Origin of the sequence: Xenorhabdus poinarii G6, from assembly GCF_000968175.1 — a bacterium.
Taxonomy (GTDB): Bacteria; Pseudomonadota; Gammaproteobacteria; order Enterobacterales; family Enterobacteriaceae; genus Xenorhabdus; species Xenorhabdus poinarii.
Genome location: NZ_FO704551.1, coordinates 3,258,585 through 3,284,677, shown reverse-complemented (window position 1 = coordinate 3,284,677; position 26,093 = coordinate 3,258,585). Strand labels below are relative to the sequence as shown.

The 26,093-nt window shown below is 42.4% G+C and carries 19 protein-coding genes and 2 pseudogenes; 8 read left to right on the top strand and 13 right to left on the bottom strand.

What is annotated here, in order from left to right:
- Positions 1–362: 362 nt before the first annotated feature.
- The 3 genes from XPG1_RS15145 to XPG1_RS15135 all read left to right on the top strand — a co-directional run bounded on the left by XPG1_RS15145 (position 363) and on the right by XPG1_RS15135 (position 5,226).
- Positions 363–1,961, top strand: coding sequence for a hypothetical protein (locus XPG1_RS15145; RefSeq protein WP_045959877.1), 1,599 nt, complete (start codon positions 363–365; stop codon positions 1,959–1,961).
- A gap of 255 nt (positions 1,962–2,216) precedes the next feature.
- Positions 2,217–3,581, top strand: a complete 1,365-nt coding sequence (locus XPG1_RS15140; protein ID WP_045959875.1) for a hypothetical protein — start codon at positions 2,217–2,219, stop codon at positions 3,579–3,581.
- A gap of 10 nt (positions 3,582–3,591) precedes the next feature.
- The gene (locus tag XPG1_RS15135; RefSeq protein WP_045959873.1) at positions 3,592–5,226 is read left to right on the top strand and encodes a hypothetical protein; all 1,635 of its coding nucleotides are present in this window, start codon (positions 3,592–3,594) and stop codon (positions 5,224–5,226) included.
- Between the two features lie 195 nt (positions 5,227–5,421).
- Here the strand turns inward: XPG1_RS15135 and XPG1_RS19195 are convergent, their stop codons facing one another.
- The 5 genes from XPG1_RS19195 to XPG1_RS15115 all read right to left on the bottom strand — a co-directional run bounded on the left by XPG1_RS19195 (position 5,422) and on the right by XPG1_RS15115 (position 9,766).
- Positions 5,422–5,496, bottom strand: a complete 75-nt coding sequence (locus XPG1_RS19195; RefSeq protein ID WP_157879572.1) for a hypothetical protein — start codon at positions 5,494–5,496, stop codon at positions 5,422–5,424.
- A 35-nt stretch (positions 5,497–5,531) separates the two neighbouring features.
- Positions 5,532–6,293 (bottom strand): amino acid ABC transporter substrate-binding protein, encoded by a 762-nt coding sequence (locus tag XPG1_RS15130; RefSeq protein WP_045959870.1) that lies wholly within the window; start codon positions 6,291–6,293, stop codon positions 5,532–5,534.
- A gap of 158 nt (positions 6,294–6,451) precedes the next feature.
- Positions 6,452–7,636 carry an ABC transporter permease gene (locus tag XPG1_RS15125; protein ID WP_231853030.1) on the bottom strand — a complete coding sequence of 395 codons (1,185 nt, stop codon included), beginning with the start codon at positions 7,634–7,636 and terminating at the stop codon, positions 6,452–6,454.
- Complete coding sequence (locus XPG1_RS15120; protein WP_045959868.1) at positions 7,633–8,778, bottom strand: ABC transporter permease; 1,146 nt, start codon at positions 8,776–8,778, stop codon at positions 7,633–7,635. The genes XPG1_RS15125 and XPG1_RS15120 overlap by 4 nt, the downstream gene beginning before the upstream one ends.
- A gap of 13 nt (positions 8,779–8,791) precedes the next feature.
- Positions 8,792–9,766: an HlyD family secretion protein gene (locus tag XPG1_RS15115; RefSeq protein ID WP_045959867.1), complete on the bottom strand. Its 975-nt coding sequence runs from the start codon at positions 9,764–9,766 to the stop codon at positions 8,792–8,794.
- A 1,647-nt stretch (positions 9,767–11,413) separates the two neighbouring features.
- Here XPG1_RS15115 and XPG1_RS15110 point away from each other — a divergent pair.
- From XPG1_RS15110 to XPG1_RS19345, 4 genes and pseudogenes are all read left to right on the top strand, one after another.
- Positions 11,414–14,467 carry an inverse autotransporter beta domain-containing protein gene (locus XPG1_RS15110; protein WP_045959865.1) on the top strand — a complete coding sequence of 1,018 codons (3,054 nt, stop codon included), beginning with the start codon at positions 11,414–11,416 and terminating at the stop codon, positions 14,465–14,467.
- Positions 14,468–14,850: 383 nt separating this feature from the next.
- Positions 14,851–15,750, top strand: coding sequence for a LysR family transcriptional regulator (locus XPG1_RS15105; RefSeq protein ID WP_045959864.1), 900 nt, complete (start codon positions 14,851–14,853; stop codon positions 15,748–15,750).
- 172 nt (positions 15,751–15,922) lie between these two features.
- Positions 15,923–16,133 (top strand): annotated as a pseudogene (locus tag XPG1_RS18600) (hypothetical protein); the annotation flags it as partial.
- Positions 16,107–16,317: pseudogene (locus tag XPG1_RS19345) on the top strand (DNA primase family protein); the annotation flags it as partial. The pseudogenes XPG1_RS18600 and XPG1_RS19345, both read left to right, overlap by 27 nt.
- A 318-nt stretch (positions 16,318–16,635) precedes the next feature.
- Here the strand turns inward: XPG1_RS19345 and XPG1_RS15095 are convergent.
- From XPG1_RS15095 to XPG1_RS15085, 3 genes are all read right to left on the bottom strand, one after another.
- Entirely contained in the window at positions 16,636–18,336 is a 1,701-nt protein-coding gene (locus XPG1_RS15095; protein ID WP_045959861.1) for an NAD(P)/FAD-dependent oxidoreductase, read from the bottom strand.
- A 269-nt stretch (positions 18,337–18,605) separates the two neighbouring features.
- On the bottom strand, positions 18,606–18,998 hold the full coding sequence (locus XPG1_RS15090; RefSeq protein WP_045959859.1) for a hypothetical protein: 393 nt from the start codon (positions 18,996–18,998) through the stop codon (positions 18,606–18,608).
- A complete protein-coding gene (locus tag XPG1_RS15085) occupies positions 18,998–20,377 on the bottom strand; it encodes an MFS transporter (RefSeq protein WP_045959857.1) in 1,380 nt (459 codons plus the stop codon). The genes XPG1_RS15090 and XPG1_RS15085 overlap by 1 nt, the downstream gene beginning before the upstream one ends.
- Before the next feature lie 125 nt (positions 20,378–20,502).
- Here XPG1_RS15085 and XPG1_RS15080 point away from each other — a divergent pair, with 125 nt between their 5' ends.
- A complete protein-coding gene (locus XPG1_RS15080; RefSeq protein ID WP_045959855.1) occupies positions 20,503–21,417 on the top strand; it encodes a LysR family transcriptional regulator in 915 nt (304 codons plus the stop codon).
- Positions 21,418–21,825: 408 nt separating this feature from the next.
- Here the strand turns inward: XPG1_RS15080 and fis are convergent, their stop codons facing one another.
- From fis to XPG1_RS15055, 5 genes are all read right to left on the bottom strand, one after another.
- Positions 21,826–22,122, bottom strand: a complete 297-nt coding sequence (fis, locus tag XPG1_RS15075) for a DNA-binding transcriptional regulator Fis (protein ID WP_010847912.1) — start codon at positions 22,120–22,122, stop codon at positions 21,826–21,828.
- A gap of 16 nt (positions 22,123–22,138) precedes the next feature.
- Entirely contained in the window at positions 22,139–23,113 is a 975-nt protein-coding gene (gene dusB, locus XPG1_RS15070) for a tRNA dihydrouridine synthase DusB (protein ID WP_071825394.1), read from the bottom strand.
- A 284-nt stretch (positions 23,114–23,397) separates the two neighbouring features.
- Complete coding sequence (gene prmA / locus XPG1_RS15065; protein ID WP_045959850.1) at positions 23,398–24,279, bottom strand: 50S ribosomal protein L11 methyltransferase; 882 nt, start codon at positions 24,277–24,279, stop codon at positions 23,398–23,400.
- Positions 24,280–24,314: 35 nt separating this feature from the next.
- Complete coding sequence (gene panF / locus XPG1_RS15060; protein ID WP_045959849.1) at positions 24,315–25,757, bottom strand: sodium/pantothenate symporter; 1,443 nt, start codon at positions 25,755–25,757, stop codon at positions 24,315–24,317.
- Entirely contained in the window at positions 25,747–25,989 is a 243-nt protein-coding gene (locus XPG1_RS15055; protein ID WP_045959847.1) for a YhdT family protein, read from the bottom strand. Before XPG1_RS15055 ends, panF begins: the two co-directional genes overlap by 11 nt.
- Positions 25,990–26,093 lie beyond the last annotated feature (104 nt).

The following is a 26,093-nucleotide window of genomic DNA, read 5'->3' as shown; positions in this document are numbered from 1 at the left end:
CTATCCTAGATTATATTAGTTATCTAGGATAGCCACTAAAAATATATCATTTTCCACAATGAAAAAAAGTTATCAAATGATAACTTTTTTTCATTGGTTTTTTGATTTTAATAGACTTACTCTAAACGGCAGGATTACAAGTTTATTTTAATTATAATCATGATGAGTTATTATATACAAGTCGCTAGCATACTTTTATCAATATTTTGACTTAAAATGTCAATGTTGTTTTTTTAACTCTTTGGTTTGCTCGCTCCCTGTTATTATATAATTTTAATGTTAAAAAATAAATATAGTGAATCTTGATTGACTAAACCGGTAATAAACTATAACTAATATTAATTACAAAATGGGGTGATAAAATGCCAGATAAAAACAATAATATGGATATTTCAATTCTCACTAACGCTGATTTAGTCATCGGTCAATATGTTAGTTTTGTTGTAACATTAAGTTCGGACAAACCCATTCTTCCATCAAAAAATATAATTATAAAAAGTGCCAGTAATAATATAAAATTGGATAATATTTCTGCTTTGCTTAAACTCGAAATCAATGGACTCAAGGCTTCTGCGCGATTAGGATTTACTGTACTTCAGGAGGTGAGTGGTATCTCGGTACAAGATGGTGCTTCTATTACATTCGAAGTCGATACTGATGCGACCGCAGGTGGGCGTGGTTTTCCATCTAAAAAATTTTCTGGTAAAGCGTATGAAATTGATATAGCTTCATTAGTGCTTTTTGTTAAAAAACCCTATTTGACAACACCACTCACAAGTAGTCATAAACCATCGGAAAAAGATAACTATACACCAATATATACAACGTTGAAAAGTAAATCAGGGAAGTTATTAGCTGGCACGCCCGTATTTATTACATCATCTATTCTTCATAAAATGAATGACTTTTATTTCAAAGATGCTACTAATCTCATTGATATTCCGCCGGAGGAAATGGGCCCTAATAAAGGAATATTGATTACTTCAGATAGTCGTGGGTTATTGAAATTTTATCTCTATCCTAAAGTGTCAGAGATAACCACACTTTTATTAAAGACGGTTATTCTAGGTAATGTGGCTGATATCGTCGCTAAACAAATGATTTATGTAGTTAACTATAGTAACCCTGGTTATATGAATTCTATCGGTACACCAAATATTCCATGGTTTTCTATGGGTAACTTATACGCAAATGATGGATTGAGATATTTTCTAACAATTGTAAACAGCTACGATGGTGCAGTAAATGGTGATGTAATATTGTTTTTTGTTAATGGTCATTACACCGGCCATGCTGTGACACTTAAGGATAAAGCTAAGCAATTAGATCAACCTAGTATAAGACTTCCTTATTCTATATTTGAACGAGGTGAACCATCTGAACTTTCTTATTCTGTGGTTAAAGAGAATGGAAATGCGTTATTTTCTGAACCATTATCATTGACCTATATAGGAGGCGTTCCTTACGAACCTGATCCAGATGTCAATAGAGAATATGAGGCTTGTATAGTTCATACCAGCTTAGGTGTTGGGCATGATAACATCATACCATCTGGTTATGGTATCTATGTTAATATCGATGCAATAATAAAATATCCTGAATATCAATACGATGGATTGTTTGTTGAGATTGTACGCGCTAACACTCATGATCCTAAATCAAAAATAAAATCAGTTCCGTTAAGCATAACGGATATTACCCTAAATATGTATATAAATTCAGACAATAAAAATTTCCAAAAAACGTATAATCAGCAAATTCCCTTAAATAAAATCGGTAGTGACGGTAATAAAAATTCTATTTTCTTTCATATTCCTTATGACGATATCGTTGATGTAAGAGGCGTTGGTAATATTAGTTTTGATTATCAGTTTTATCTAAATGAAAATTTAGAATATAGTGTGGGTTGGAGAGCAAATATTGAAACTGTTCCAGAACCAGGTTATAAAGATAACAATTAATTTATAATAAAAAAGAGATGAACGCTGACTATAATGGCGCTCTTATATCTGATTATTTATCATATAAATAAGGGGGGCATCGATATGTCTGGTACTATTGTTTTTTTTCTTTCCTAATAATGGTAACTTGATAATAGAACAAGGTTTTTTATTCGCAGTGATATTATTATCTGATGAAAATATAGATGATAATTCCACTATCACTTTTTATAATATTAGAATTGTTTTTTGTAAATTTTGACAAAAAGGTAGCGTATGAACGAGAAAAAAGGAAACCCCTTACCCCCACCTAAATTTCGTCAGGCTAATTCCGATGACGTAATTAGTATTCCAGACATTATAGCTATGGATGTTAAATATATCGTTATGCAGGTGGATAAGTATAAAGAAGCTACGCTATTAGATAAAATAGAAGGTGAAATATATATAAAAAATAATGTCAATGATAAAGTTAATAGCATTCCTTACTATATAACGCCAGATAAAATAAATGATGATTGTTATTTTATATTGTTTCATGTGAGCGATATGAATTTTTTTGGTTTATGTGAAGCTAAATATAAAGTAACAGATCTTAATAAAAATGTACTCTATTCGATGACATCAAATATTAATATATTAGGAAATGATGATATGGCTGACTCAGATTACGAACTTATTTTTCCAGATGCTAAAAAATCCATATTGAGTTTACATGAAATTAACGCTAACAAAGGTGTTTTGGTTCGTGCAAAATTCAAAAGCTTAGCAATTTTTGATACTATCGTTATCACCGCTAAAACTTTGGATATAAATCATGCTGAATTAGACACTCTGGAACCTACAAAGATAACCTTGGATAAAGAGCAAGTAAATTCTAATTATGTTGACTATACACTAAAAACAGATAAATTGAATCTTGCAGAAGCAAAATATTTCATTGCTAAATTTTCCGTTCTTGATAAGAGTATAACTTCTGATTATTCACAGGCTTCCATTTTTGATGATTTGGATAATGTCAATGTTAAAGTTCAAACAACTAAAAACATTGGTGTCAAACTTGATGATGATCAAAATGTAAAACCTTTCCTAACTGCGGTAATATATACAGATTTAAATAATTCTCGTTTTATTAATGCACATTTAACAAATGCTCATTTTAGTGATGATTCTAGTAGTACACAACTGAGCAATATAGATGAGAATGGTGTAAGTTATCTTAATATCTATAGTGATGATATTACTAAAAATAGTGTGTTAACGATTAATTATTTAGATCCTGTAATAGCTTATAAAGTTCCGTTGGATTTTTCAAATTGGATGATGTCTTCAAACGGAGAGTTATCTTACACCTATAGTTCTTATGGTGTTGCAGATGGGGTTTGCCAATGTTTTCTTCTGATTAAACCTTTATTAAGCAAAATTACTGATATTACGGTGGTATTCGATAGCAATGATATTATGATTAATGGTAGTAAATCTAATATATTAAAAACATCGATTGCGGATAGTAATAAGATATTAACTTGCTCGTTGACATCCAGCGTGGCTGTTCGAGCGGGGTTTACTATTAATGTCGGTGGTGTTTCTATGGCGCAAATTAATAATACGATTGTTTTTGTGGATCCTCTTACACTATGAGTAAAATAATATGAAAATCTCAGCCAGTTTTTATCAATCTTATAGTTTCATCCAAGGCAAACCGGTTACTAGTATTAAGGTTATTGTTTATGAAGGGGTTATTACATTAGCTGATTTAGGATTAATTTTTGAATGTTCATTAGGTAGCTTTGTCGTGAACGGTCAGGATACAGGTCAACAAAAACTTTCTTGTCATACGGGGAATATGGGAGAAGCTTCTGTTGTGATCATTGGCTCAGATACCAGTGGTGATGGTCAATTGACTGTTTCTCAGGGAAATGGTCAAAAGATTGGTGTACAGCCCTATCATTTCAAGGCCACAGCACATTACGCGCTTAATTTTAATGTCATGAATAACCATGCAATGTCCGATGGTGTGCACAGTAATAAAGTGAATGTCATTCTTACTGGAACAGGTTCAGGAGTGAATCTTTACAAGCGTAAATTGGATTTAAGTGTTACAGGTTCTGCTTCCTTTAAGAAAGGTCAGTTAATTCAATCCACGACGGTGGAGACTGACACATCTGGAAATGCAAGTATTGAACTTTATGACACCAATCAAGAAGGTGAGACTGTCACACTTACCGGTTTCTTAGATGGCAGTAAAGTCACCCGGGCAACTCAGCAACTCCATTTTCAGCGTGCTCTGGATTGTGATGCTTTTCCTCCTGATAACGGAGAATATATCAGAACAATTTTTACTTATTCCATTAATAATCAGCGATATCTTTTTCGTCAGCGTGAGTGTGATCACTTGGTTACTGTGCACCAGCTGATCTCTGGTGGAAAGCAAGGAGAGCTAGTTTCGACTGGGCAGAAGTGGACCAATTTTTATGATCTGATATTCCCTTTTGTGATTGAGAAAGAACAATATATTTTTGGGTTAGCTAAGCATTTTATTAATATGTCAGAGAATACACATAAAACCTATTGGATGATTGCAAAGCTAGATAAAAATGGACACAAAGAAATAGTAGAACATGGTTATTGGGATAGCGTATATGATGTAGGATTTGCGTATACAATTGGTGATAAAAATTTTATCTATCTTCATAGCAAAAATAGTAATATTAAAGGAAGGTATAATTTTATAATACGAGAAATTTTCGATAATGGAGAAATGGGACCAATAAAAACAGATAGTGACTGGGCAAATTTTTATGGACCCACGTTTTGCTATTCACTGGATGGAAAAACCTATTTTTATGGTCAGGCTGAAGCTGACTTTAGTTTCTTTGTGTATGAATTAGAAGAAAATGGATCAATAGGAGAAATGATACAAAGTGGTGTCTTGGAACCTTATTGCGAAGTTCAGTTTGCAAATTCAGCTGATCATGAATATCTTTGTCCTGGTTGCTCTTTATATCATTATTGTGCAATGCAGTGTTTTAATGACAAAGAATGGAGGGGTTTTCCTATATTGGGTGGAGATATAAGAATGGACGTTAAAAACGTGCATTGTCATTTGGATACCTTCTATCAATATCAAATTCCATTTGAAATATATGATGATAATAATGGATATGAATATTTATTGCTACAGACTACGGATAAAAATCGTTGGATTATTAAGCGGGTTAATACACCTTTTATGGGGGATCCTCCTACTCTGGGAGAAACCACAGATAGCAGTAGTAACCACTAAATAAATTTAACTTTACCTCAACTCTTTTTCATCAGAGTTGAGGTTAGTTACCTTTGTCGGTCCTGCTGTTATTCCTGGCAACTTGAATGCACTTTATACCGCATGTCGTCCGAACACCAAAGTGACTGTTTGCTGAATATCCATCAGCGTTTGGCAAGACTGACTCGCAAATTGCAACCATGACTGAGTTTTTAATCAGCGAAGAATGGTATTAATGCCACTCTTTAGGATCCGGGTTGAATTCAGAACACTGGGGTTATTCAGCGCCATATTAACCCTGGATCACTAAGCCATTTTTTTCTATTTCACTCAGAAAAATATTTACCCCAAATTCGTTGATAAGTACCATCTGCTTTTATCTCAGTCAGGGCTTTATCGATAGCCGCTTTTAATTGACTGTCATTTTTGCGCAGGAGCACGGCGGTTTTTGCCCCCTGAGTATCCACAGCAGCAATCTTTATCGGTGCATCCGGGCGATGCTTTTTGTAGTCGAGATAAGAGAGTTTATCATTGATTGTTGCATCTGCACGGCCTGTAATCACCAGTTCGACTTCCTGATTGAAGCCATTAGTACTGACAACTTCTGCACCATAATGTCTGGCAATCTGGGCAAAATTACTGGTCAGGGAATGTGCCGATTTTTTTCCTTTCAGATCATGGAATGTTTTAATCTGGTTGTTATCTTCTCGGGTCATTAGTACCGCTGCTGAAATAACATAAGGTAAAGAAAACGTGTATTTTTTCTCACGCTCTGGTGTGATGGCTATTTGATTCATCACGGCGTCGAAACGTCTGGCATCAAGACCGCTAATTAAACCATCCCATTTATTTTCAACAAACTCAGGTTTGACTTTCATACGTAACGCAATTGCACGGCCAATTTCCACATCAAATCCGGTCAGTTTGCCAGAAGGATCATGGTAGCTGAATGGCGCATAAGCACCTTCTGTTCCAATTCTGAATATCCCTGTCGATTGAATCTGTTCAAGTGTGGATTGTGCATAGGTGAGATGGGTAAAAGCAAATTGGATAAGGCCAGCCAATAATATATTGATGACGGTTTTCATTTTGTTTCTCCAGGAGAAAATCGTTTTTTTGAAGGTGATTATTAATATAAAGGGAATAGTAAAAGAGTTATATATAAAATAAAGCTATATAATATTGGTGTGTGGTATATGATTTCCATACATCACTGATATGGGTATTAAGTCAGGTTGGCTATTCTTTATTGTTTTGATGCAGAAAAAAATTGTTTAAGACGCTGAGTGATAGCGCGAAATTCACCATTGCGCAGCATTCCGACGATAATACCCAAAACCATATATATCACCCCCAGCAGCAGCATCATGCCGATATCTTTATAGATATTGTGCAATGACAATCCCATTTGGTTAACGCCGGCTATCGCTTTTGTCGCCCATGTCGATGGGAGGGCCGATGAAATTAGCCTGACCCATTCAGGCATTGCTTGTACCGGCCAAATGGTGCCGGAAATATAGAAAATCGGGGTAGTAATAAAGGCCAATGTCAGATAAACCATTTCTACGCTACGCAGGCATTCTGTCACCAATTTACCCAGCCCTAATACCACTAGCAAGAAGGGAAATGTCAGCAAAAGCACAAGGTAAATTGGCGCATCCTGCCGATATCCCAATAGCCATGGCCACAGGACAAAAAAGACCACGGACAGGAACAGCCAGATCGGGATTAACGCGGACAAGGCACCCAAGTAGACAGGAAGTGGTGGATTGCCTTTCGGCGTTTCTCGTATGGCAATACTGGCACGCACACAAGAAATTAATAAAGAGTGTTGCAACAACATGACTAATAAACCGGGAAAGATGATCGCCGCATAGCTAACCCCCGGATTAAATAAGCCGATAGTTTCGCTGCGGATCGGCTGTAACAACACTTTCGCTTGTTCAATGCTGAAACCCGATTGCAGCAGCAACTTGCCGTTATATTCTGATAAAAGTTGCTGGTAAGCCTGAGCCAGATCCTGTTGGATCTGCCCATTAGCCAGACGATTGGTTGCATCACCATAAACCGGTATGGTGATCTGCTGCCCGCTTAACAGGTGTTTTTCATAATTCGCTGGCACAATGATAATGACAAAGATCTTTCGTTGTAGCATGTCGTGACGAGCTTGGGAGAGGCTGTGGTAGCGTTGGATTTTCACTTTTGCGGTGGAATCAATATGCCGGATCAAGGTGCGACTTGCATGACTGTTATCTTGATCAATCACGGCAATCGGTAAGTCCCATAAAGCGGGATGAACGTAAACCAGACTCATCACACACAACGAGGCAATCAACAGCAACCACATGGGCTTTTCTAACATACCCCAAAATACGTCGCGGAATGTTTGCCAGTACAATTTAAGATTGGCTTGCCCATTAGCTAACATCATGAAAACCCCGCTGATTGATTTAAACGTTTCCATAAACGGTGACGAATCAGAAGGCCACAGACGACAGGGTAGATCATCAAGATCAGGCAGACCTGCAAAATGATCTGGGGTGACACTTCTCGCAGAAAGATATCAAACATGGCATTTAAAGCGTGGGTTAATGGCTCCATATTGGAGATAATCTTTGCTGGTAATATCATGGATAATTCGGGAACCGCCATACCTGAAAACGTCATCGCAATACTGACTAACAGTCCAATCAAAGAGTAAGCCATTATTGCACTGCTGGTGAAGGTAAACAGCAATAGGCCGATACTCTGCGCGGCAATCACATAGAAAAATCCGACAATCGGCATGTACAGTGGGTTACCGGTGACTTTTGCACCGGAGAAAACCACCAGCGCGGTAATTTCCACCATCAACAGCAGTGTGAAAATGAAGGTATAAGGCACTAATTTTCCGAACAATGCCCCGACAAAAGATTGTGTGCTCAGTAGCGGCTTTCCTCTGGCCATGGTGTAGATGGTAGAAGTGACGACGAAAAGCTGTAATAGATGAATGATCGCGGCAAATTGTTGGTAATAAATATAACTGCCACTGGCGTTAAACAAACTGTCATAAGACAGAGTGGCGTTGACTAATGGCGGTAATGGGCGGCCTATTTCAGCAGCAATGATTGTTCGGTATTTTGCGTTCATTTCTGCCATCAATCCGCTGAAATCCTGAACGGAGTAACGGCCTGCACCATAAAACAGTGCATTGTAATACATCCGTACTGTTGGTTGTTTTCCGCTTAACGCCTCTTTTTCAAGGTGTTCAGGTAAATAAAGCAGGGCATAATCTTGTGCCTGGCTCAAACGTTCCTGCGATTCAGGCAAGTTATTGTCATAAAATGTGATATTCGCATGTGGCGCGGCATTCAGGTTACGACTCAGGGCGCGCGATAGGGTGCTATGGTCGTTATCCACAACGGAAACCGGTAGGTTGAACAATGTTCCTTCTGAAAAATTAGCGCTGATTAAGATAAACAATAATAAAGGGAATAACCAACTCAACCAGTGAAACACCGGGCTGTGAATTGCCGCGCTAAGTTCTCGTGTAAACGCCTGTTCAAAACTGTGCCACGCAGCTTTTCTGTTCATTCAGCCGCCCCTTTTATTTATCCCAAAGCCATAACGCACTCATTCCCGGACGTAAGCCATCAACGGGTTGCAACGGGTATAACCTGACCTCAAATGTCCTCAGGTCAAAATCCCCCGTCGCGCGGGTTGCCCGTTTTGTCGCATAATCGCCCATTGGTGCGATATAGCGGATTTCAGCCTCAATCGGTTTGTGATGGCCTAGTGCCGGTACACGCAGTTGAATTTTGTCGCCCTTGCGCACCTTCGCCAAAATATCTTCGCGCAGGTTATAAACGAAATAAGCTTGGGGAATACGGACTAATGTCGCCAATGGGCTGTTGATGTTAAAGAGTTGCCCGACTTCTGCGGGTAATGGCCCGACTTCACCACCGACCGGGGCTTTGACTTGTAGGTCATCGCGTTGTATTTGCAATTCACGCAACTTTTCTTCTGCTTCCTTCACTGCCGACAAATACTGCTGCCGTAACGCCATGCGATCTCCCTTTTTCCCGGCATCCAGCTCCGCTTTGGCTCCTAACATTTTCTGATAGGCAATATCCCGCGCATTACGCGCGTTATCCAGTTCACTGGCAGAGAGATAACCGTGAGTTGACATATTGTTAAGGCGATCCCATTCGCGTTGCGCATTGTGGTACGCTGATTGAGCCTGGGCAAAAACCGCTGCTAAATTTCGGATGGTTTCCTCACGCGTCCCTTGCAGCGATAACGCCAGTTTTGCTTTCTCCTGATCGCGTGCGGCTTGCGCCGCAGCCACCTTCGCAGCCAGTTCAGGGCTATCAAGACTGACCATTAGCTGCCCGGCCTTCACATCCTCTCCCCGGTTAACATGAATTTTAACGACCCGACCTGCCGCTTTGGAGGTGACGATGACTTCTGGTGCTTCGACCTCTCCCTGTAATAAGAGCGCTTGGTTATGGGAACGAAAAAGTACCGCCATCGCGATCAGAAAAATGATCAGTAATAGGGTAAAAAGTGTTCTTTTTTTCATTATATTCTGCGAGCCTCAAGCCGACGATCAAAGCAAAATTGTCGATAAAATTAACCGTTCAGTCATGATGTTCATGACCGTGTTTAGCGGTTGTCGTATGGCAGCACTAAATTCAATTTTTTATCAATCCGTGTGCCTGCTCATGGACAAAAATAAATATGCACAAAAACACGTTAAACAGCGCCTTCTGGCGTCCTTTTTCATCGTGCCTAAATTTTAGCATCGATATGGTGGAAATTCCGTCAATCTGGTTATAAACACTAAAAAATCAATTTAATTATCATTAAATAACGAATAATTGATATAAGTCCATGCAATATTAATGGAAATTTCATTCCATATAAAGTGACACCCTATTTTTATGTGGATCTGAATAGTGAATATAAAATCATTTTGTTAAATGATATTTATGTAAATGAATTTGATGGCAAGCAATACACAAGAAAAATAAGTGATATTGATATGCATTATCATGAAAGTGAGGTTTAAACATTGTATTGATATCCATTGCTACCAAAAGAGATCAATGAATATCGGTATTCTTGTCATCAGAGAGTGATTATTGATGCTAAAAAAGATAATGGAATTTATCCTAAATAAAATATTTTGACATAAGCGATGCCGTTCTTATTGTCATTGCATTTGTTTGATTTTTCACTGTAATCTGTAAAAAAAATCGGGCAGATAACTGTGATCTTTCCAGTTTATCTGAGCAAAACAGCGACATAATAAGAATATCGTTATCTTTATTCCTGTTAATGGAATAAAAATCCGTCTGATCAATGTCAGTGAATCATGATACGGAGAGCATTTTCTGCGTTTATCGCATAAAGAATTTTAACTTTATTCATGGGATGGCTTATGTGCGATTTTGTTGAATATCAATAATCTTTAAATAACAAAAAATAGAATAAACAGTTTTCATGAACAATGAACCGCGCAGGCCTTTTCGTACCAAGAATTATCATATTATTTCTTATGTGTTTTTTTAATCTCACACCAACTTCGCTTCATTGATATTTGAAGATTCATTGCTAAAAACGTATTTTTTACACTGTCATCCAAGTAATAGGTATACATGATTTAATCAATAATAATGAGAAGAAGAAAACGAAAATAAACACGGAATAATCGCCAATATTTAACAAATTATATTTTCTTATATTTTATGATTATTTTATTTTCATCTGAAAAATAATGTTAACAAAATATAAATGGATATTATAACTATTTGTTTTTAATTAGTTATCTTAAAGAAAAGTGTCTGGAATACCGAAATAATGCCTAATGAGGTTAGTTTCGCTATTTTTCCTCTAATTCCTTGTTTTATTGGTAATGATTGATAACGAAAGTGATATTGATCAATAAATTATTTTATGTTGGAATAAAAAACCCAATAAAGACAAAATGTCAGATCAATAATCTAGGAGTTAACGACTAATCAAAATTTGTTAACTATTTTGTTGTTCTTAAAATCAGGTATGCCGTGTTATCACCTTTTATGGTGCTACTTTTTGGCGTTTTTTTTCCTGATCGTACCACTCATAGCAGGTCGTAAATAGAAAATAACATTCTGAACTGAAATGGAGAGGGGTGGTTTACTGCCTGTTGTTGCCTGATGTTTTTTATTGTTACAGGTTTATAGCTATGAACAAAAAACTTGATAAGCCGTGGCTACAAAATCAGCAAGAGTTCTTAAAGCATGTCGCTTGGATGAACATTGCCACCCAATGTGTATTTCCCATTGCGGTGGCATTCACTCCCGTTCTCGCTACTGCCAAAACAGATTCGACTTTTCAAAATGAAAAATGGGGGTTACCGACAGAGCATTATGTCCTGAAATCCGGGGAGACGGTCAGTAGCATAGCCAAACGTTATGGATTAAGTGTTCCTGACTTAAAAAAAATCAACCAGCACCGTACGTTTGATAAGCCTTTTACGGTACTCGGTGTCGGTAGTGAGATTGATGTGCCAAAACCGCGCCACAATAAATTTCTTCCCTTTAACTATTCTTCGCTACACGAATCTCCGTTACACCAGCCTTTATTCAACCAGTCACCAACGACTGAAGAGCAAAAAGCGAATACAGACGACAATACCAAACACCTGGCTGAAGTTTCCGCTCAAATTGGCCAATTATTGAGTAGTGACAATATTAAAGGTAACGCAGCCAGCCAATTGAGCAATTTAGCCATGGGAGAAGCCAGTCAGAAAATCCAGAATTGGTTGGGACACTACGGTACAACCCGTGTGCAGGCAAGTATGGACACTCATGGTCATTTGGATAACAGCCAATTTGATATGTTGTTGCCACTGTATGATACCCGTGACCAGATGGCGTTTACGCAATTTGGCATACGCCATATTGATAAACGTAACACCGTCAATATTGGCTTTGGGCAACGTCATTTTTTTGACGATTGGATGTTGGGCTATAATGCTTTCTTCGACCACGATATCACGGGTAATCATAGTCGGCTCGGCCTGGGTGCAGAATATGCCCGTAATTACCTAAAACTGGCCACAAACGGCTATTTTCGTTTAACTAATTGGAAAGAATCGCATCTTTTGACCGATTATGATGAACGTCCTGCCAATGGATTCGATCTGAGAATACAAGGTTATTGTCCTTCTCTGCCACAGCTCGGTGGTAAATTGATGTATGAGCAATACTTCGGCAATGAAGTCGGGCTGATAAATCAAGAGCATCGCAAAAAAGATCCTTCTGCTTTCACTGTCGGGGTTGACTATACCCCTATTCCATTACTGACTTTCGGTATTGACCGTAAACAGGGTATATCCGGTAGCGGAGGCGATACGCAGTTCAGTATGGCACTGAATTATGAAATAGGTGCGCCGTGGTCAAAACAGATTGATCCGGATGCAGTCGCGACCAAACGTACTTTACAAGGTGGCCGCTATGATCTGGTTGAACGTAATAATCAAATCGTGCTGGAATACCGTAAACGCGAAGTGATCTCGTTGACAATGGACAGTCAAATGACTGGCTACACAGGCGAGGTGAAGAATCCGCATGTCCGTGTCAACAGCAAGTATGAATTTAAAGAAATTACCTGGAATGCAGCAAGGTTGTTTGCCAATGGCGGGAAAATCACACACCAGGGCGGGTTCAATTATCTGCTGACGTTACCAAAATACCAAACTCAGGGTAATAATATCTATACGGTGGACGCCACCGCTTATGATAATCAGGGCAATGCTTCCAAACGCGTGGCAATTCAGGTACAGGTACTCCAGAGCGCGGTCAATAGTATTCACTCCTCTTTTACGACCGAAGAGACAGAAATGTTGGCGAATGGACATGCCACTACAATCCTGACGTTAACCTTAAAGGACAAAGATGATAATCCTATCCAGGGTATTGCTTCAGATATCAGACTTGTCACTAACCAATTAGCGGGAGAAGGCAGCGATCCCACGATCGCAACAATAAAAGAAGAGCAACCCGGTGTTTATCGCGCAATACTGACTGCCGGTCAAAAAGTCGGTGTCCTGAAAATTACACCAGAAGTGCAAGGTGTGACCATTAATCCTGTCGAGATTACATTTGTTCATTCCTATGCCCCCACGGTTAAAAATTTAACTTTAACGGGTAATTTAGAAATGGGACAGAAACTGAGAGCAACATATACTTTTTATGCTAATCATGGTGAGAAAAAAGATAACTCACGTTATATATGGGGTGAAAAAGGCAATAAGTTTGACTTTGACAAGGCCAGCACGATTACCGAATCAGGCAAGATTCCTGCCTATATTTTGACACAATCCGATGCAGGGAAAGTAAAAGCCATTGCTGTACAGGCGCGAAATGGACTGGATTTGATCGGGAATACCCAAATCGTTGATAGCAGCATGGGAAACGGAGCAGGCAATCAGACAAGTGGCGGCGGCGGAGGCGGCACAGTCGAAGGACTTGCTGACAAGATAGAGGTGACAGCGAGTGCCGATAAGGTGAAAAAAGACAGTGAAATCACGCTGACAATCAAGACGTTGAATCATGGGAAGCCAGTCCGAAATGTGGCTATAAATGCGGAAGCCATCGTAGCACTAAACCGCCAGAATAAGCGTCAGGATGTCTCGGTATTGCTCAATCACCAATCAGGTCTATATCAGGGATTCAGTAATGATCAGGGGCTTCACTCTATTACGGTGACGGATCCACATGGGCTTGGTGTGAAGACGACAATCTCTATTAAGGCAGATGGCCCAATCGGCCCTGAAACTAAAGATGTCATCTTTACTGTCGCGACCAGCCCAGACGTTCCCGTCGCCAACTTTTGGGGACATATGCCTGAAACTGTCACCGCTGCAAATGGCGTAGTTTTTGCGCGACCACAATTGTCAGCAGAACTCAAAAAGCTAGGTCATGACAGTTCCTCCCCCTATAAGGAAAATGGGGAGATATGGGCGCGTCTTGTCTACAAGGGAGCCGTATGGTACTGCAACGCAGTCCATAAGTTTTTGCCAACAAAAGAGGATTTGGAGGCACTGTATAACGCCTACCCACAAAATAAAATGTATGACGTTTATGGCTGGCCGCAAAATCGTGCTTACCGCTCTTCGACTTCGGGAACCGATGATCAAGGTCACGAAGGGCACTACTCAGTGAACATCGATGACGGTCAGGTACATTTTGCCAGAGATGGCCTTGTTCCCGATTATGTTGCCTGTATCGAGTAACCGTGCGTTGTTTAGTCAATATTCGTGAAAATGCCCGCCTCTTGATAGAGGCGGGTAATGCTTTTTTTATTGATATCAATCCCCCCTACTGCAGATAACGTTATTAAAGTAGAAAATATAGGCGTGTAAGATAAACTAGGTTCATGATCTATAATAACCCCATAATAACAAACTCAGTGACACCAATCCCAAACGCTCCGGCAGTTAACGCATGGCAGTTAACGCATATAGTGCAAGCGGCATGATGATGACCTTATTGGAAAAATAATTGTCAGGAGAATGGCTTTCATCAGATGACAAAACGGTTTACAGTTTAAATAGGTTGATACGCAATCTCTAAAAGATAAAACAGACTATCTCTTTTTCCAGAATGGAATCATTTTATGACGCTGAATAACCTTGATGACCTGGTGACTTTCTTAACCGTTGTGGATTCTAACAGTTTTTCAGCTGCTGCACGGATAATGAACCAATCTCCTTCCAGCGTCAGCAAACAGATAGCACGGCTGGAATCCACCCTTAATATCAGTTTATTTAAACGAAATACGCGAAAAATAAAAATCACCGACGAAGGATTAGCTGTAGCTAAGCATGTACGGACCCTGTTAACCATATTGGAAAATATTTCTGATATAGATAATAAAAGGAACGCCAATCTAGAAGGAAACATTAAAATAACAGCGCCAGTCGCATTTGGCGAGAAATATATTACAAAAGAAATTGTTTCTTTTGTAAATAAATACCCTGGTGTTAATTTTGATTTGCAACTGACTGATCGAATACTTGATATATACAGTAATAATTTAGACCTTGCTCTACGTTTTGGTCAACTGACAGACTCTCAATTAATTGCCACACCTCTAGCGACTAGCGAGCGGATACTTGTTGCTTCTCCTGAATACGTGAAAGATCACCTCATATCACAACCTAATGAACTTAAAAATCATAATTGCCTTTTGTTCTCTTATCCTGGACTTCTTCAACAAACATGGTGTTTACATAAATCTGAACAACAAACTGAAATTATCGTGTCAGGTAATTTGCGGAGTGACAATAGTCAAGCTATCAAGGCGTGGTGTCTTGCTGGATTAGGTATAGCATTGAGGGAAAAATGGGATGTTAGTGACGAGATAAGTACAGGTAAATTGGTTAGAGTCCTGCCAGACTGGAAAGAAAAAGAAGTCACGATAAACATAATCCGAGCGAGTAGGGAGCCGATTCCCCGAAGGGTAAGAACTTTTATTGATTACTTAACTCATGAGTGGAAGAATCCTAAATTTTAATCATAAGTGAATTGGGGTTACGTATATAATTTTATGTGTGTAATCTTTATTTTCAATGCTGAGGATTTTTAGGTGGGGTATTCCTAACAAAAAAGCACTTCCCCTACACAGTATCGTCATGAAATATGAGTGCAATAATCAATATTTATTCCCTAAATAGAGCGGCTTGACAATGAACACACCCGCACACCACCGTCATGATATTTCAGATCATATTTGGAACTTACTTGAGCCACATTTGCTGGTGGCGAGATAAGGGGGGATGGGAAGCTCTACTTGAATAACTGATATCTGAACCGGATTTCGAATGGTTGATGATTGATGCCAGCCATATTAAAGTTTATCCTCATGCGGCAGGCGCTAAAGTAGGTAATGCGGAAATTATGCCCTTCAATCCCTGTAAGTATCTCTATCTTGCCTATATGAAAGGCAATAATCTGAATAACCCCGTTTCTGTTACCCGCTTTGGTATGGATATACTGGGCGCATTGGCAGCAATACCTGCGTAAGAAAAGCAAATACGGCATTCGTAGCAACCTTACGATGAAAAATATAAAGCAAAAATAATTAACTTCAGCTCTTGACGTTTAAGACGGTTACTTAGTCCCGCATTAAGTGCGGGACTGAGAGACAAACATTCTTATCGACGGTTTATTTAAATACGGGGAGAATGTGTAACTTATTTAGCAACCATGAAGCGATATTGGACAGGGCAAATAGCGTAATAATCACCAAAATGCAATAAAAGCATTGTTGCCGCAAGTTTGATGATACCGGGAAAGATGATAGTGATTATTTTCCTGCAACCCGGGGGCTGCAGATTTCTGGCCACGCTTTCAGCCAATGATCATTGACGTTTCGTATCCATTTATAAAGACCAGTTGATTAGTGATGGTAGTGATAGTGGTGAGACATGTTGTGCAGCGGATTATCAGCCATCAACGCGCCGCCGAGGCTATGCACCACAGCACAGGCTGCGTTAATCCCTGTCTGGATAGCTCCTTCCGCCCACCCACCGGTAAATGAACAGCTGCAGCCAGCGAGATACAGTCCCGGATCGTTCTGCGTATCAACAGCCGTCTGGAACTGGAAAAACAGCGCTTCTGAATAGTGGTCATTACCCGGGTAATTGAGCTTAAATGCCCCCATAGCATTGGCATCCGTCAGCCAATCGTATTCCTGAATATATTTAGAGTCATCATTCAGCGGCACCAGATATTTGGCAAATTCCGGCGCGGTCTGACGCAGCTCATCAACCAGGCGATCCAGTCGGGCGCGCTTATTACTCAATGTCACCAGTTTGTGAGAATCATCCTCCCAGGTATAACTGATCAAAACGACACCATGCCCGTCGGGATTTTCAGGCTGATAGTCCAGGCAGTAGATCCCTTTAGCCAGGGTATCGGTCAAAATAGTCCGCGGCAGCTGTTCTTTCAGCCAGAATTTCGTCTGTGTCAGGAGAAATAGCTTTGACGAGCCAATCAGGTGTGTTTCATTAATTGCGCGTGAAACGTCTGCACCCAGCCACTTATTGCGTTGTGAAAGTTTTAATGAAACCTGCATGGCACGTGTTGAAACCGTCACGATTACACGGTCAAATTCTGCCTGTGCGCCGTCATCGGTGTCGATAATAAAGCGTCCATCGTCCTGTTGGGAAATATCAGTGACTTTCTGATAGATAATGCGGTCGGCCAACGGCTTATCCGCGAGTACTTCACTGCCCATGCGGTCAGTTAACGTGCTAATACCATCCGGCACCAGACGCTGATCCTCCTCCAGGCCATTGACAACAAGACGCATGATTTCAATAAATGCCGCCCTGAATACCGGCTGGAAACCGCCGGAGCCGATGCCAAGTGAACCAAACAGCACAAAATCGTTAGGTTTCTCCCAATGTTCTCCGCCTGGCGGATTGGAACTGGTGAAAATTCTTACCAATGAAGAGTAAAAACAGCTATCGCCAAAGACATCAATATAGATTTGCCATGCCTCTTTGGCATCAGCCAGCCGCCCTTCTCGTAACGCCTGGGTGATAGCCAATGGCGCAATCAGCTGCTTACCATCCAGTACACCCCCCTCTTGTAAAAAGCTTTTCCAGCCGCGGTCAACACGGTGAAACAAGGATGGCGGTGGTGAGCCTGCTTGCCATGTAAAGGCGTCGCCCTGGAAATGAATTTCGGTATCAACAACCCCAGGATCGGGGAAAACGGATGCGGTATCAATATTGAAGTTATCCAAATAATGGAATAACCCAACTTCGGAAGGCGGGAAACGCATCGCACCCATCTCGGCAATATATTCAGGCATCTCAGCATCAAATTGCTGGCTTAACAGCCGGCCGCCGTGTCGGTTTGTTTCGGCTTCGAACAGAGTGACATGACGTACCCCGGCTTTTAGCAACTCGCGGGCGGCAACCATACCGCTTAGCCCTGCTCCGATAATGGCCACACGCTCGTTACAGGGTGTGGCAAATTGTCCAATTGCCCCTTTGGCCTTTACTCGGTAAAGATAGGTGCCGTAATCGAATAACGAATCAATATATGGAAAAGCACGCGTTTTTTCGGTGTTGATGCTTTTATCTAGCATAGACTATCTCCCTTAATCTGTTTTTAGTTTATATGAGGTTATCTACATTGAGTTCTTAATTAATCAGTTAAAGAAAGCGCTCCCACACGTTTTCTAACGCATTGCGCTTAATTACACCAATGCCCTCCAGAGAAAATACATTTGTTAATATTGATACGACTTAATTCTACGTCTTTGCATAAAACAACATGGATTGTATTGCGTAACACGGCTGAATACTTGTTCCCAAATATCCCGCCGATTTAAGAAAATTAATCCAATGAGAATGCTTATAAAGGAAGTGCTGTCTCATGCAGATGGCGCCATATCACCTGATTATCCATCCCCAACTCGAACACCACGGTCGAAAAGCGCAGCGTTGCGTCCTGGCCTGGCAGCTGCTGCCGTTCCCGATAAGTCACGGTAGCCCCTGTAGTACTCTCTGCAATCAATTGCATATTGTCGATTTCAATCTCCAGCCCCGATTTTGCGCCGCATTGCGTACGGAAAAACGAAGTTAGTGACGTGTAATCAAGCTGGCCGCCATTTGGCGTCACCATGGAATAGGCCGGGCTGAAACGCGCCAACAAATCTTCACACACCTCGGCGGGGCTGCTGGCATCACCGAGCCAACGGCGGATCAGCACGTGAGCATCTAAGACTTCCTGAAAGTAGTGATTCATCATTTCTCCTGATTAAACATAAGAATGACTCTGCTATTCGCTATCCGTAGGCAGAGTAAGACGGGAATGACAGCGCTAAGTGCCGCTAGAACAAAGCACAGACGATAAGCCTGGGTTTGCTGAATGCCTGACATGTTGAGTAACACGTTCAGTAATAAGCTGATTAATGTCACACCAAAACAGAAACTGAGCTGACGATTGATGTTCCACAGTGCACTGGCATCCGCCAGCTCGGTATCGTGTACCTGAATAAACGCCGAACTCTGCGCGGTGCTGCTGCACAGGCTTCCCCCGAACCCCATTAGCGCGTAAGCGACAGCCGCCAAAATCACGTCATCGGCACTGCCAATCAGAGGTAATAATCCAATACCGATCCCCTGCACCAGGCAACCAATGATAAACAGTGGGCGCGGCCCGACCTTATTAAACTTTTTGCCAGTGAGGGAGATAGCAGCAAATGAGGCTATCGCCCAGGGAAGCATCATCGCGCCCACCAGGGTGGCATGCATCCCCAACTGATCCTGCAAATACAGCATCGCAATCAGGCTGACGCCGGTAAAAATGCCCGGAATAAGTTGGTAGATAAGCATCGCGGTTTGCAGCATCGGCTCCTGGATCAGACGCAGATTGAGCAACGGTTGTGTTTTACGTAATGAAGCGCGTACATACCAGCCCATCAGCGCAATACCTGAGACCAGTAACGCCGCTCCCAAGCCCAGGCGACCGGATTCGCCCATGTAAGTCAGGCCTAGCAGAATCAAAGTCAGCGCCAGACAGCCCGAGATAAGACCGCTGAAATCCAGCCGTTCGGCATTGGTGGCAAGCACATCACTCTTCAGCCAGCAAGCGGCGAGAACCAATGTGACGAACGCCAGGGGCAAACTGGCTAAAAATACCCAGCGCCAGCTGACGTTGTCTACCAACACGCCACCGATGGCCGGAGAGAGCGCTGGCGCCATTAAGGCGACCAGCATAACGACCGAAGAGAGTTTTGCCCGTTCATGACTGCGATAAAGAGCATAGGTCATTGTCTGACCAACAGGGATCAGCAGCCCCCCGCCCAGCCCCTGCACCACACGCCAGGCAATGAGTTGCTCAATCTGGGAGGCGCCAGCCACACCGCAGGTACCGATGATGAAAAGAATCAGTGAGAGGATAAACAAGCGCTTTGAGCCCATTCGTTTTGCCAGCCAACGACTCAGGGGAATAACTAACGTTAATCCCAGAATATAGCCATTGCTCACCCACGCCAGCTGACTGACCGGCGCATTAAGCTGCCTGCCAATATCAGGGTAGGCGACGTTGGCAATAAACATATTGACCAGATCGATGAAAAAACCCAGCAGATAGACGCTAGCGACACGCACCCGATAATTCATAGATTTCTCATGAAAAACAGCATAATGGGCATAGTATACAGTTAGGAAAAAAAAGATAAATCGACGTTTTGTAATTACACTGTCAAAATTATTTTTACAGTAATCTAAATTTATAAGGAAGATCCATGCTGAATATGCAACGTCTGGAGATATTTGTGGCGGTAGTGGAAGCCGGCAGTTTTACCGGCGCGGCGCAGACACTGGGGCTGACCAAAGCGGTAGTGAGTTTTAATATCAAACAGCTTGAGGAGACATTAGGCACTTCCGTGCTCACCCGCAGTACCCGGCAGGTGGCCGTCACCGATGCCGGTGAGCGTTTTTATCTGCACTGTCTACAGTTGTTGCAGGATGTGGAAAAAATCCTGGATGATGTCCGCAGCGATCATACCGGCCTGAAAGGCATGCTGCGTATCACCACCACGCCGGAATATGGGGCCAGAGTCGTGGTTCCCGTGCTCTCGGCATTTGCCGCCCTGCATCCGCAACTACGCATCCAGCACGTTTCTTCATCAAAAAATGATGATCTGATCTCCGGACGTTTTGATGTGGCGATACGTCTTGGCCAATTGGCGGACTCCACTCACCATGCGAAGCTGATCGATTGGTTCGATATTTTACCTGTCGCTTCAAAAGAATATTTAACGACGCATCATGACAATACCCTCACTGACCTGAAACAATTGCAAAGCGCGCGCTGGATCGCACATAGCCGCCTTGCCACACCGTTAAACTGGCAGATTTTTACACCTGCAGGCGACAATGTGCTGTTCAGGGCAGACGCTCCTCCCATGATCATGGCTGACAGCGCGGCTTCATTGCTGGCATTTGCCCGTAGCGGCGCAGGCGTGGCGTTACTGCCCGCTTGGCTGGTGCAAGAAGATATTGCCAACGGATGTTTAACCCAATTACTGCCTGACCACCGCTTTCCCAGACAAGGTATCTACGCGCTCTATCCCAATACCCGCCATGTCTCCGAGAACGTCCGGACATTTATCAATTTCTTACAAAGCCAGATCGAAAAGATCAACAGCAAACAATAACAAAATCTAAACAGTCAATCTCAAACACATTAGCAAAACTCGTGACGAGTGATTCAAGAGAAAAAACGGAGTGACAACAAACTTATCGCGAGCCCCCTCTTAAAGGTTAACAACCTTTCATGTTGAATATCGACAAATCAAATACCACAACAATGTGATTGAATGTGATCATGGTGAATCTTAATCAGACAAAAAGTCACCATCTGAAATTTTAAGCCCTGAGATAACAAAGAAGCTGTTTTTGTTCTCATGGCTTTTTCTTTGTTTTCAAGTTATCCCATTGCCTACTTGCTTATCTCCAACGGAATAAACATTTTTCTGTGTATAAACATTTGTATAAACAGAAACAAAAAAGCACTTCCCCTAAAAGAGAAAGTGCTTTTATAACAACATGATCTCAGACTAGGATCAGTTCATGCCGTATTTTTTCAGTTTCTTACGCAGAGTACCGCGGTTGATTCCCATCATCAGTGCTGCGCGAGTTTGGTTGCCACGGGTGTATTGCATCACCATGTCCAACAGTGGCTGTTCTACTTCAGCCAGTACCAGCTCATACAGGTCATTAACGTCTTGACCGTTCAGTTGAGCAAAATAGTTCTTCAGTGCTTGTTTAACTGAATCACGCAGAGGTTTTTGAGTTACCTGATCTTGTGAATTAACAGTAGCAACGGTTAGTACATCAGAATTTACGCGTTGTTCGAACATAGTTCTGTCAGCTCTTTTATTTATTTACGCAAAAATTTTCGAAGTATGCCTCCAACGCCTCCAGCTGTTCGCTGGCATCCTCAATGGCGTTGAATGTGCGCCGAAACTGGTTAGCAGGGGCATGTTCCTTGAGATACCAAGAGACATGCTTGCGTGCAATACGAACTCCTTTGCCTTGACCGTAAAAGTCATGCAGCTCTCGTACATGCTCGCTCATTAAACGCTGCACTTCGCCAAGTGGCATCGGTGACAGCAGTTCTCCTGTTTCCAGATAATGCTGGATTTCCCGAAAGATCCAGGGTCTTCCCTGAGCAGCGCGGCCTATCATCAGGGCATCAGCCCCGGTGTATTCAAGCACTGCTCTGGCTTTTAGCGGGTCAGTGATGTCACCATTGGCAATAATTGGCATGGCAACAGTCTGCTTAACTGTCCGAATATTGTCGTACTCGGCTTCACCGTTAAACAGGCAGGCACGTGTCCTGCCATGTATGGTAAGAGCCTGAATACCACAACGCTCGGCCAATTGGGCAATTTCTACACAGTTACGTTCTTCCGGTGACCATCCTGTCCGGATCTTCAAAGTGACAGGGACATCAACTGCATTGACTACCGCGGAAAGGATTTTTTCGACCAATGCCGGGTAACGCAGTAATGCAGAACCTGCCAGCTTACGATTCACCTTTTTAGCTGGACACCCCATATTGATATCGATGATCTGAGCACCACTGGCAACGTTAATTTTTGCTGCCGCTGCCATGTCATCAGGATCACTGCCAGCAATTTGTACAGAACGCACCCCCGGTTCGTCGCTATGAACCATACGTAGCCGAGATTTATCCGTCTTCCAAACCTGGGGATTGGAAGAAAGCATTTCTGAGACTGCCATTCCTGCACCCATATGGTAGCAAAGAGATCGAAACGGGCGATCTGTTATGCCGGCCATAGGCGCCGCAATAAGACAGTTTTTCAACTGGTATTGTCCGATACGCATAAACGAAGAAAGAGTGGTCAACTGTGACTAAGGGCGCGTATATTACGCATTTTTCACAAGATATGAAAGGCCAAACTTTGAGCGAATCGATATTTATAACGGATTTTTTCCAGTTGATTTTTTCAGAATTGGTTTATTAACCTTAAATAACAGTAAGTTACATGTTATTAATGAAATTTGTTATTACCGGTATTTCTCATCATAAAGAGAGCGGATTACCCCCCATTGACCTCCTAGAAAATCATTTTAGTGGATAATCTCGCTTTTCAATAGGTGTTAAATGATTATTTTTTAATCCCTGTGATGCGGCACCATTCTTCTTGCTCTGCGATAGGATCGATAATAAATTCATTGTCATAGGCATGAGCAACGCCTTCGGCCTGACTGGCTAGAACGCCGGACAAACCCAATAAGCCACCCGATTTAGGCAGTGAGCCGATGATCGGGGCGAGTTCGCGTAGCGGGCCTGCCAGGATATTGGCAATCACGATATCGCATTCAAGGTCTTTGGGTTGATCTTTAGATAAGTAGAGCGTTAATTGGTCAGATACACCGTTGCGTTCAGCGTTATCCCGGCTGGCTTGGATCGCTTGTGGGTCGATATCAATACCAATAGCGTGTTTTGCACCTAGTTTCAGGGCTGCGATAGCTAATATCCCTGAACCGCAACCGAAGTCGATCACCGTTTTACCTGCCAGGTCGAGGCCATCGAGCCATTGCAGGCAGAGCGATGTGGTGGGATGAGTACCGGTTCCGAAAGCCAAACCGGGATCAAGCATCACATTCACGGCCTCAGGATCTGGCACATCACGCCAGCTAGGGCAAATCCATAGACGTCTGCCAAAGCACATGGGATGGAAATTGTCCATCCATTCACGCTCCCAGTCTTTATCTTCCAGTTGCTCAATTTTATGGATAAAACCCTTGCCCAATTGTGGCACTTGTTCCAGTTGGCTGACAACCGCTTTCATCTCCGTTTCAGCATCGTACAGGCCAATCACGTCAGTATCGCCCCATAAACGGGTTTCGCCCGGCAGAGGTTCAAAAATGGGGGTATCGTGACTATCCTGAAAAGTGACGGAGACTGCGCCACTTTCCATCAGCTCATCACCTAAGGCTTCAGCTTGTTGTCCTGTTGTGTTTAATCTTAGTTGTATCCAAGGCATAAAAAATTCTCTTTGTGTGGATCTCGCGGGCATGATTAAGAAGCCGCGGTTTGTTGTGTGTGTCTATTACCCATCAGATTTCCTATCCAAAATGCTAGCAAACTCAATAAGAGGGATGGCACGATGGGATGGAAACCAAGAAACTGGATATTGAAAGTTGCCAGCAAAGTATAACTTGCAGCCCCGGTCAGCATTGAGCTGATTGCGCCACTGGCATTGGCTTTTTCCCAGTATAACCCTAAAACCAACGGCCAGAGGAAAACGGCTTGCAGCCCCCCAAATGCCAGCAGGTTCAGCCAGATAATCATCTCAGGTGGGTGCCATGCGGCCAGCAACAATAATGCACCCAGAAACAGGGTGGAATAGCTGGAAATGCGCGATAACCTTTTCTCCTGTTTTATCTGTTGTGGGTACAGATTCAAATAGAGATCTTTGACGATGGTGGCTGAAGATTGCAGCAGTTGGGCATTAATGGTGGACATAATTGCAGCCATGGGGGCAGCCAGGAAAACACCGGCCGCGACAGGAGGCAGTACGGTGATCATCAAGGTTGGGATCACTTGATCGGGGATCGTCAGATCAGGAATGATAGCCCGGCCAAGTGCCCCTGCCAGGTGCATACCGAATATCAGGATGGCCATCACGATGGTGCCAAGGATAATTCCGCGATGAACCGCCTTACTGTCTTTATAAGAAATGCAGCGTACAGCGGTGTGTGGCAGCCCAACAACACCAAAGCAGACCAATATCCAGAAAGAGGCCATAAATGGCCCTGTGAGGATGTTATCGGCCCCGTGGGGGGAAACCAGATTAGGGTCAATCGAACGCAGTGTCGTAATGGCTGCTGATAATCCGCCAGCTTTGTAGATAATGCCTGTCAGTAATAATGCAGTCCCTAGCAGCATTACTAGCCCCTGCAAGGCATCATTCAGGACACTGGCTCTGAATCCGCCAAATGCGGTGTAAAGGGCAATCGAGATGCCAAAAATCAGCAACCCGGTATCATACGGGATACCCGCAGCAGTCTCCAGTAAACGCGCCCCGCCAATGAACTGTACTGTCATTGCGCCGATAAAGGCGACCAGCAGGCTGATACTGGCAAACCAGACCAAAAATCGGCTCTGATAGCGGGCATAGAGCATATCATTGAGCGTGACGGCATTGTAACGTCGGGCAAGAATGGCAAATTTTTTGCCTAGTACACTCAGGGAAAGCCATATCGCGGGCAGTTGGATTAATGATAACAATACCCAACCGATACCGTATTTATAAGCTGCCCCCGGGCCACCAATAAACGAGCTGGCGCTGATATAGGTGGCGGTAATGGTCATTGCCAGTACAAATCCCCCCATAGAGCGGTTGCCGAGAAAATATTCATTTAAGAATTCGCCGGATTGCCGACGGCGATAGGCGTAGACTGACAGCAAAAAAACCAGTGCCATATAGCCCGCGAGAGGCAGAATGACTTCACTTTGCATCTTCATCCTCCAGCGGAATATTTTTGAATATCAATGTCACCATCACGTAGCAGAGGATGATAAATAAGGCGGGTAGCAGCAGGCAAGCCAGTTCAAACCAGTGCGGTAGTCCAGTTAAGCCAATAGAACTACTGGGTAGATAGGCACATAGCAACCAGCCAATCAAATAAGCTAACGTCAGGAATACTGCCCAGCGTGCTTCTTTATGGGATTGAACAAATCGTCCGTCCATCCGTTCTCCGGGTAACTTACATGAAACAATATGAGAGGGGATTGTACGGTAATGTGCTGATTTATTCAGGAGGAAAATGTGTTGAGAAAATCAAAATACCGGTG

Coding starts and splice junctions, on each gene's coding strand:
- XPG1_RS15115 (WP_045959867.1), bottom strand. CDS start 9,766: ATGAAAAAAAGAACACTTTTTACCCTATTACTGATCATTTTTCTGATC.
- XPG1_RS15130 (WP_045959870.1), bottom strand. CDS start 6,293: ATGAAAACCGTCATCAATATATTATTGGCTGGCCTTATCCAATTTGCT.
- XPG1_RS15145 (WP_045959877.1), top strand. CDS start 363: ATGCCAGATAAAAACAATAATATGGATATTTCAATTCTCACTAACGCT.
- XPG1_RS15140 (WP_045959875.1), top strand. CDS start 2,217: ATGAACGAGAAAAAAGGAAACCCCTTACCCCCACCTAAATTTCGTCAG.
- fis (WP_010847912.1), bottom strand. CDS start 22,122: ATGTTCGAACAACGCGTAAATTCTGATGTACTAACCGTTGCTACTGTT.
- dusB (WP_071825394.1), bottom strand. CDS start 23,113: ATGCGTATCGGACAATACCAGTTGAAAAACTGTCTTATTGCGGCGCCT.
- XPG1_RS15105 (WP_045959864.1), top strand. CDS start 14,851: ATGACGCTGAATAACCTTGATGACCTGGTGACTTTCTTAACCGTTGTG.
- XPG1_RS15110 (WP_045959865.1), top strand. CDS start 11,414: ATGAACAAAAAACTTGATAAGCCGTGGCTACAAAATCAGCAAGAGTTC.
- XPG1_RS15095 (WP_045959861.1), bottom strand. CDS start 18,336: ATGCTAGATAAAAGCATCAACACCGAAAAAACGCGTGCTTTTCCATAT.
- XPG1_RS15090 (WP_045959859.1), bottom strand. CDS start 18,998: ATGAATCACTACTTTCAGGAAGTCTTAGATGCTCACGTGCTGATCCGC.
- XPG1_RS15120 (WP_045959868.1), bottom strand. CDS start 8,778: ATGAACAGAAAAGCTGCGTGGCACAGTTTTGAACAGGCGTTTACACGA.
- XPG1_RS15080 (WP_045959855.1), top strand. CDS start 20,503: ATGCTGAATATGCAACGTCTGGAGATATTTGTGGCGGTAGTGGAAGCC.
- XPG1_RS15085 (WP_045959857.1), bottom strand. CDS start 20,377: ATGAATTATCGGGTGCGTGTCGCTAGCGTCTATCTGCTGGGTTTTTTC.
- XPG1_RS15135 (WP_045959873.1), top strand. CDS start 3,592: ATGAAAATCTCAGCCAGTTTTTATCAATCTTATAGTTTCATCCAAGGC.
- panF (WP_045959849.1), bottom strand. CDS start 25,757: ATGCAAAGTGAAGTCATTCTGCCTCTCGCGGGCTATATGGCACTGGTT.
- XPG1_RS15125 (WP_231853030.1), bottom strand. CDS start 7,636: ATGATGTTAGCTAATGGGCAAGCCAATCTTAAATTGTACTGGCAAACA.
- prmA (WP_045959850.1), bottom strand. CDS start 24,279: ATGCCTTGGATACAACTAAGATTAAACACAACAGGACAACAAGCTGAA.
- XPG1_RS15055 (WP_045959847.1), bottom strand. CDS start 25,989: ATGGACGGACGATTTGTTCAATCCCATAAAGAAGCACGCTGGGCAGTA.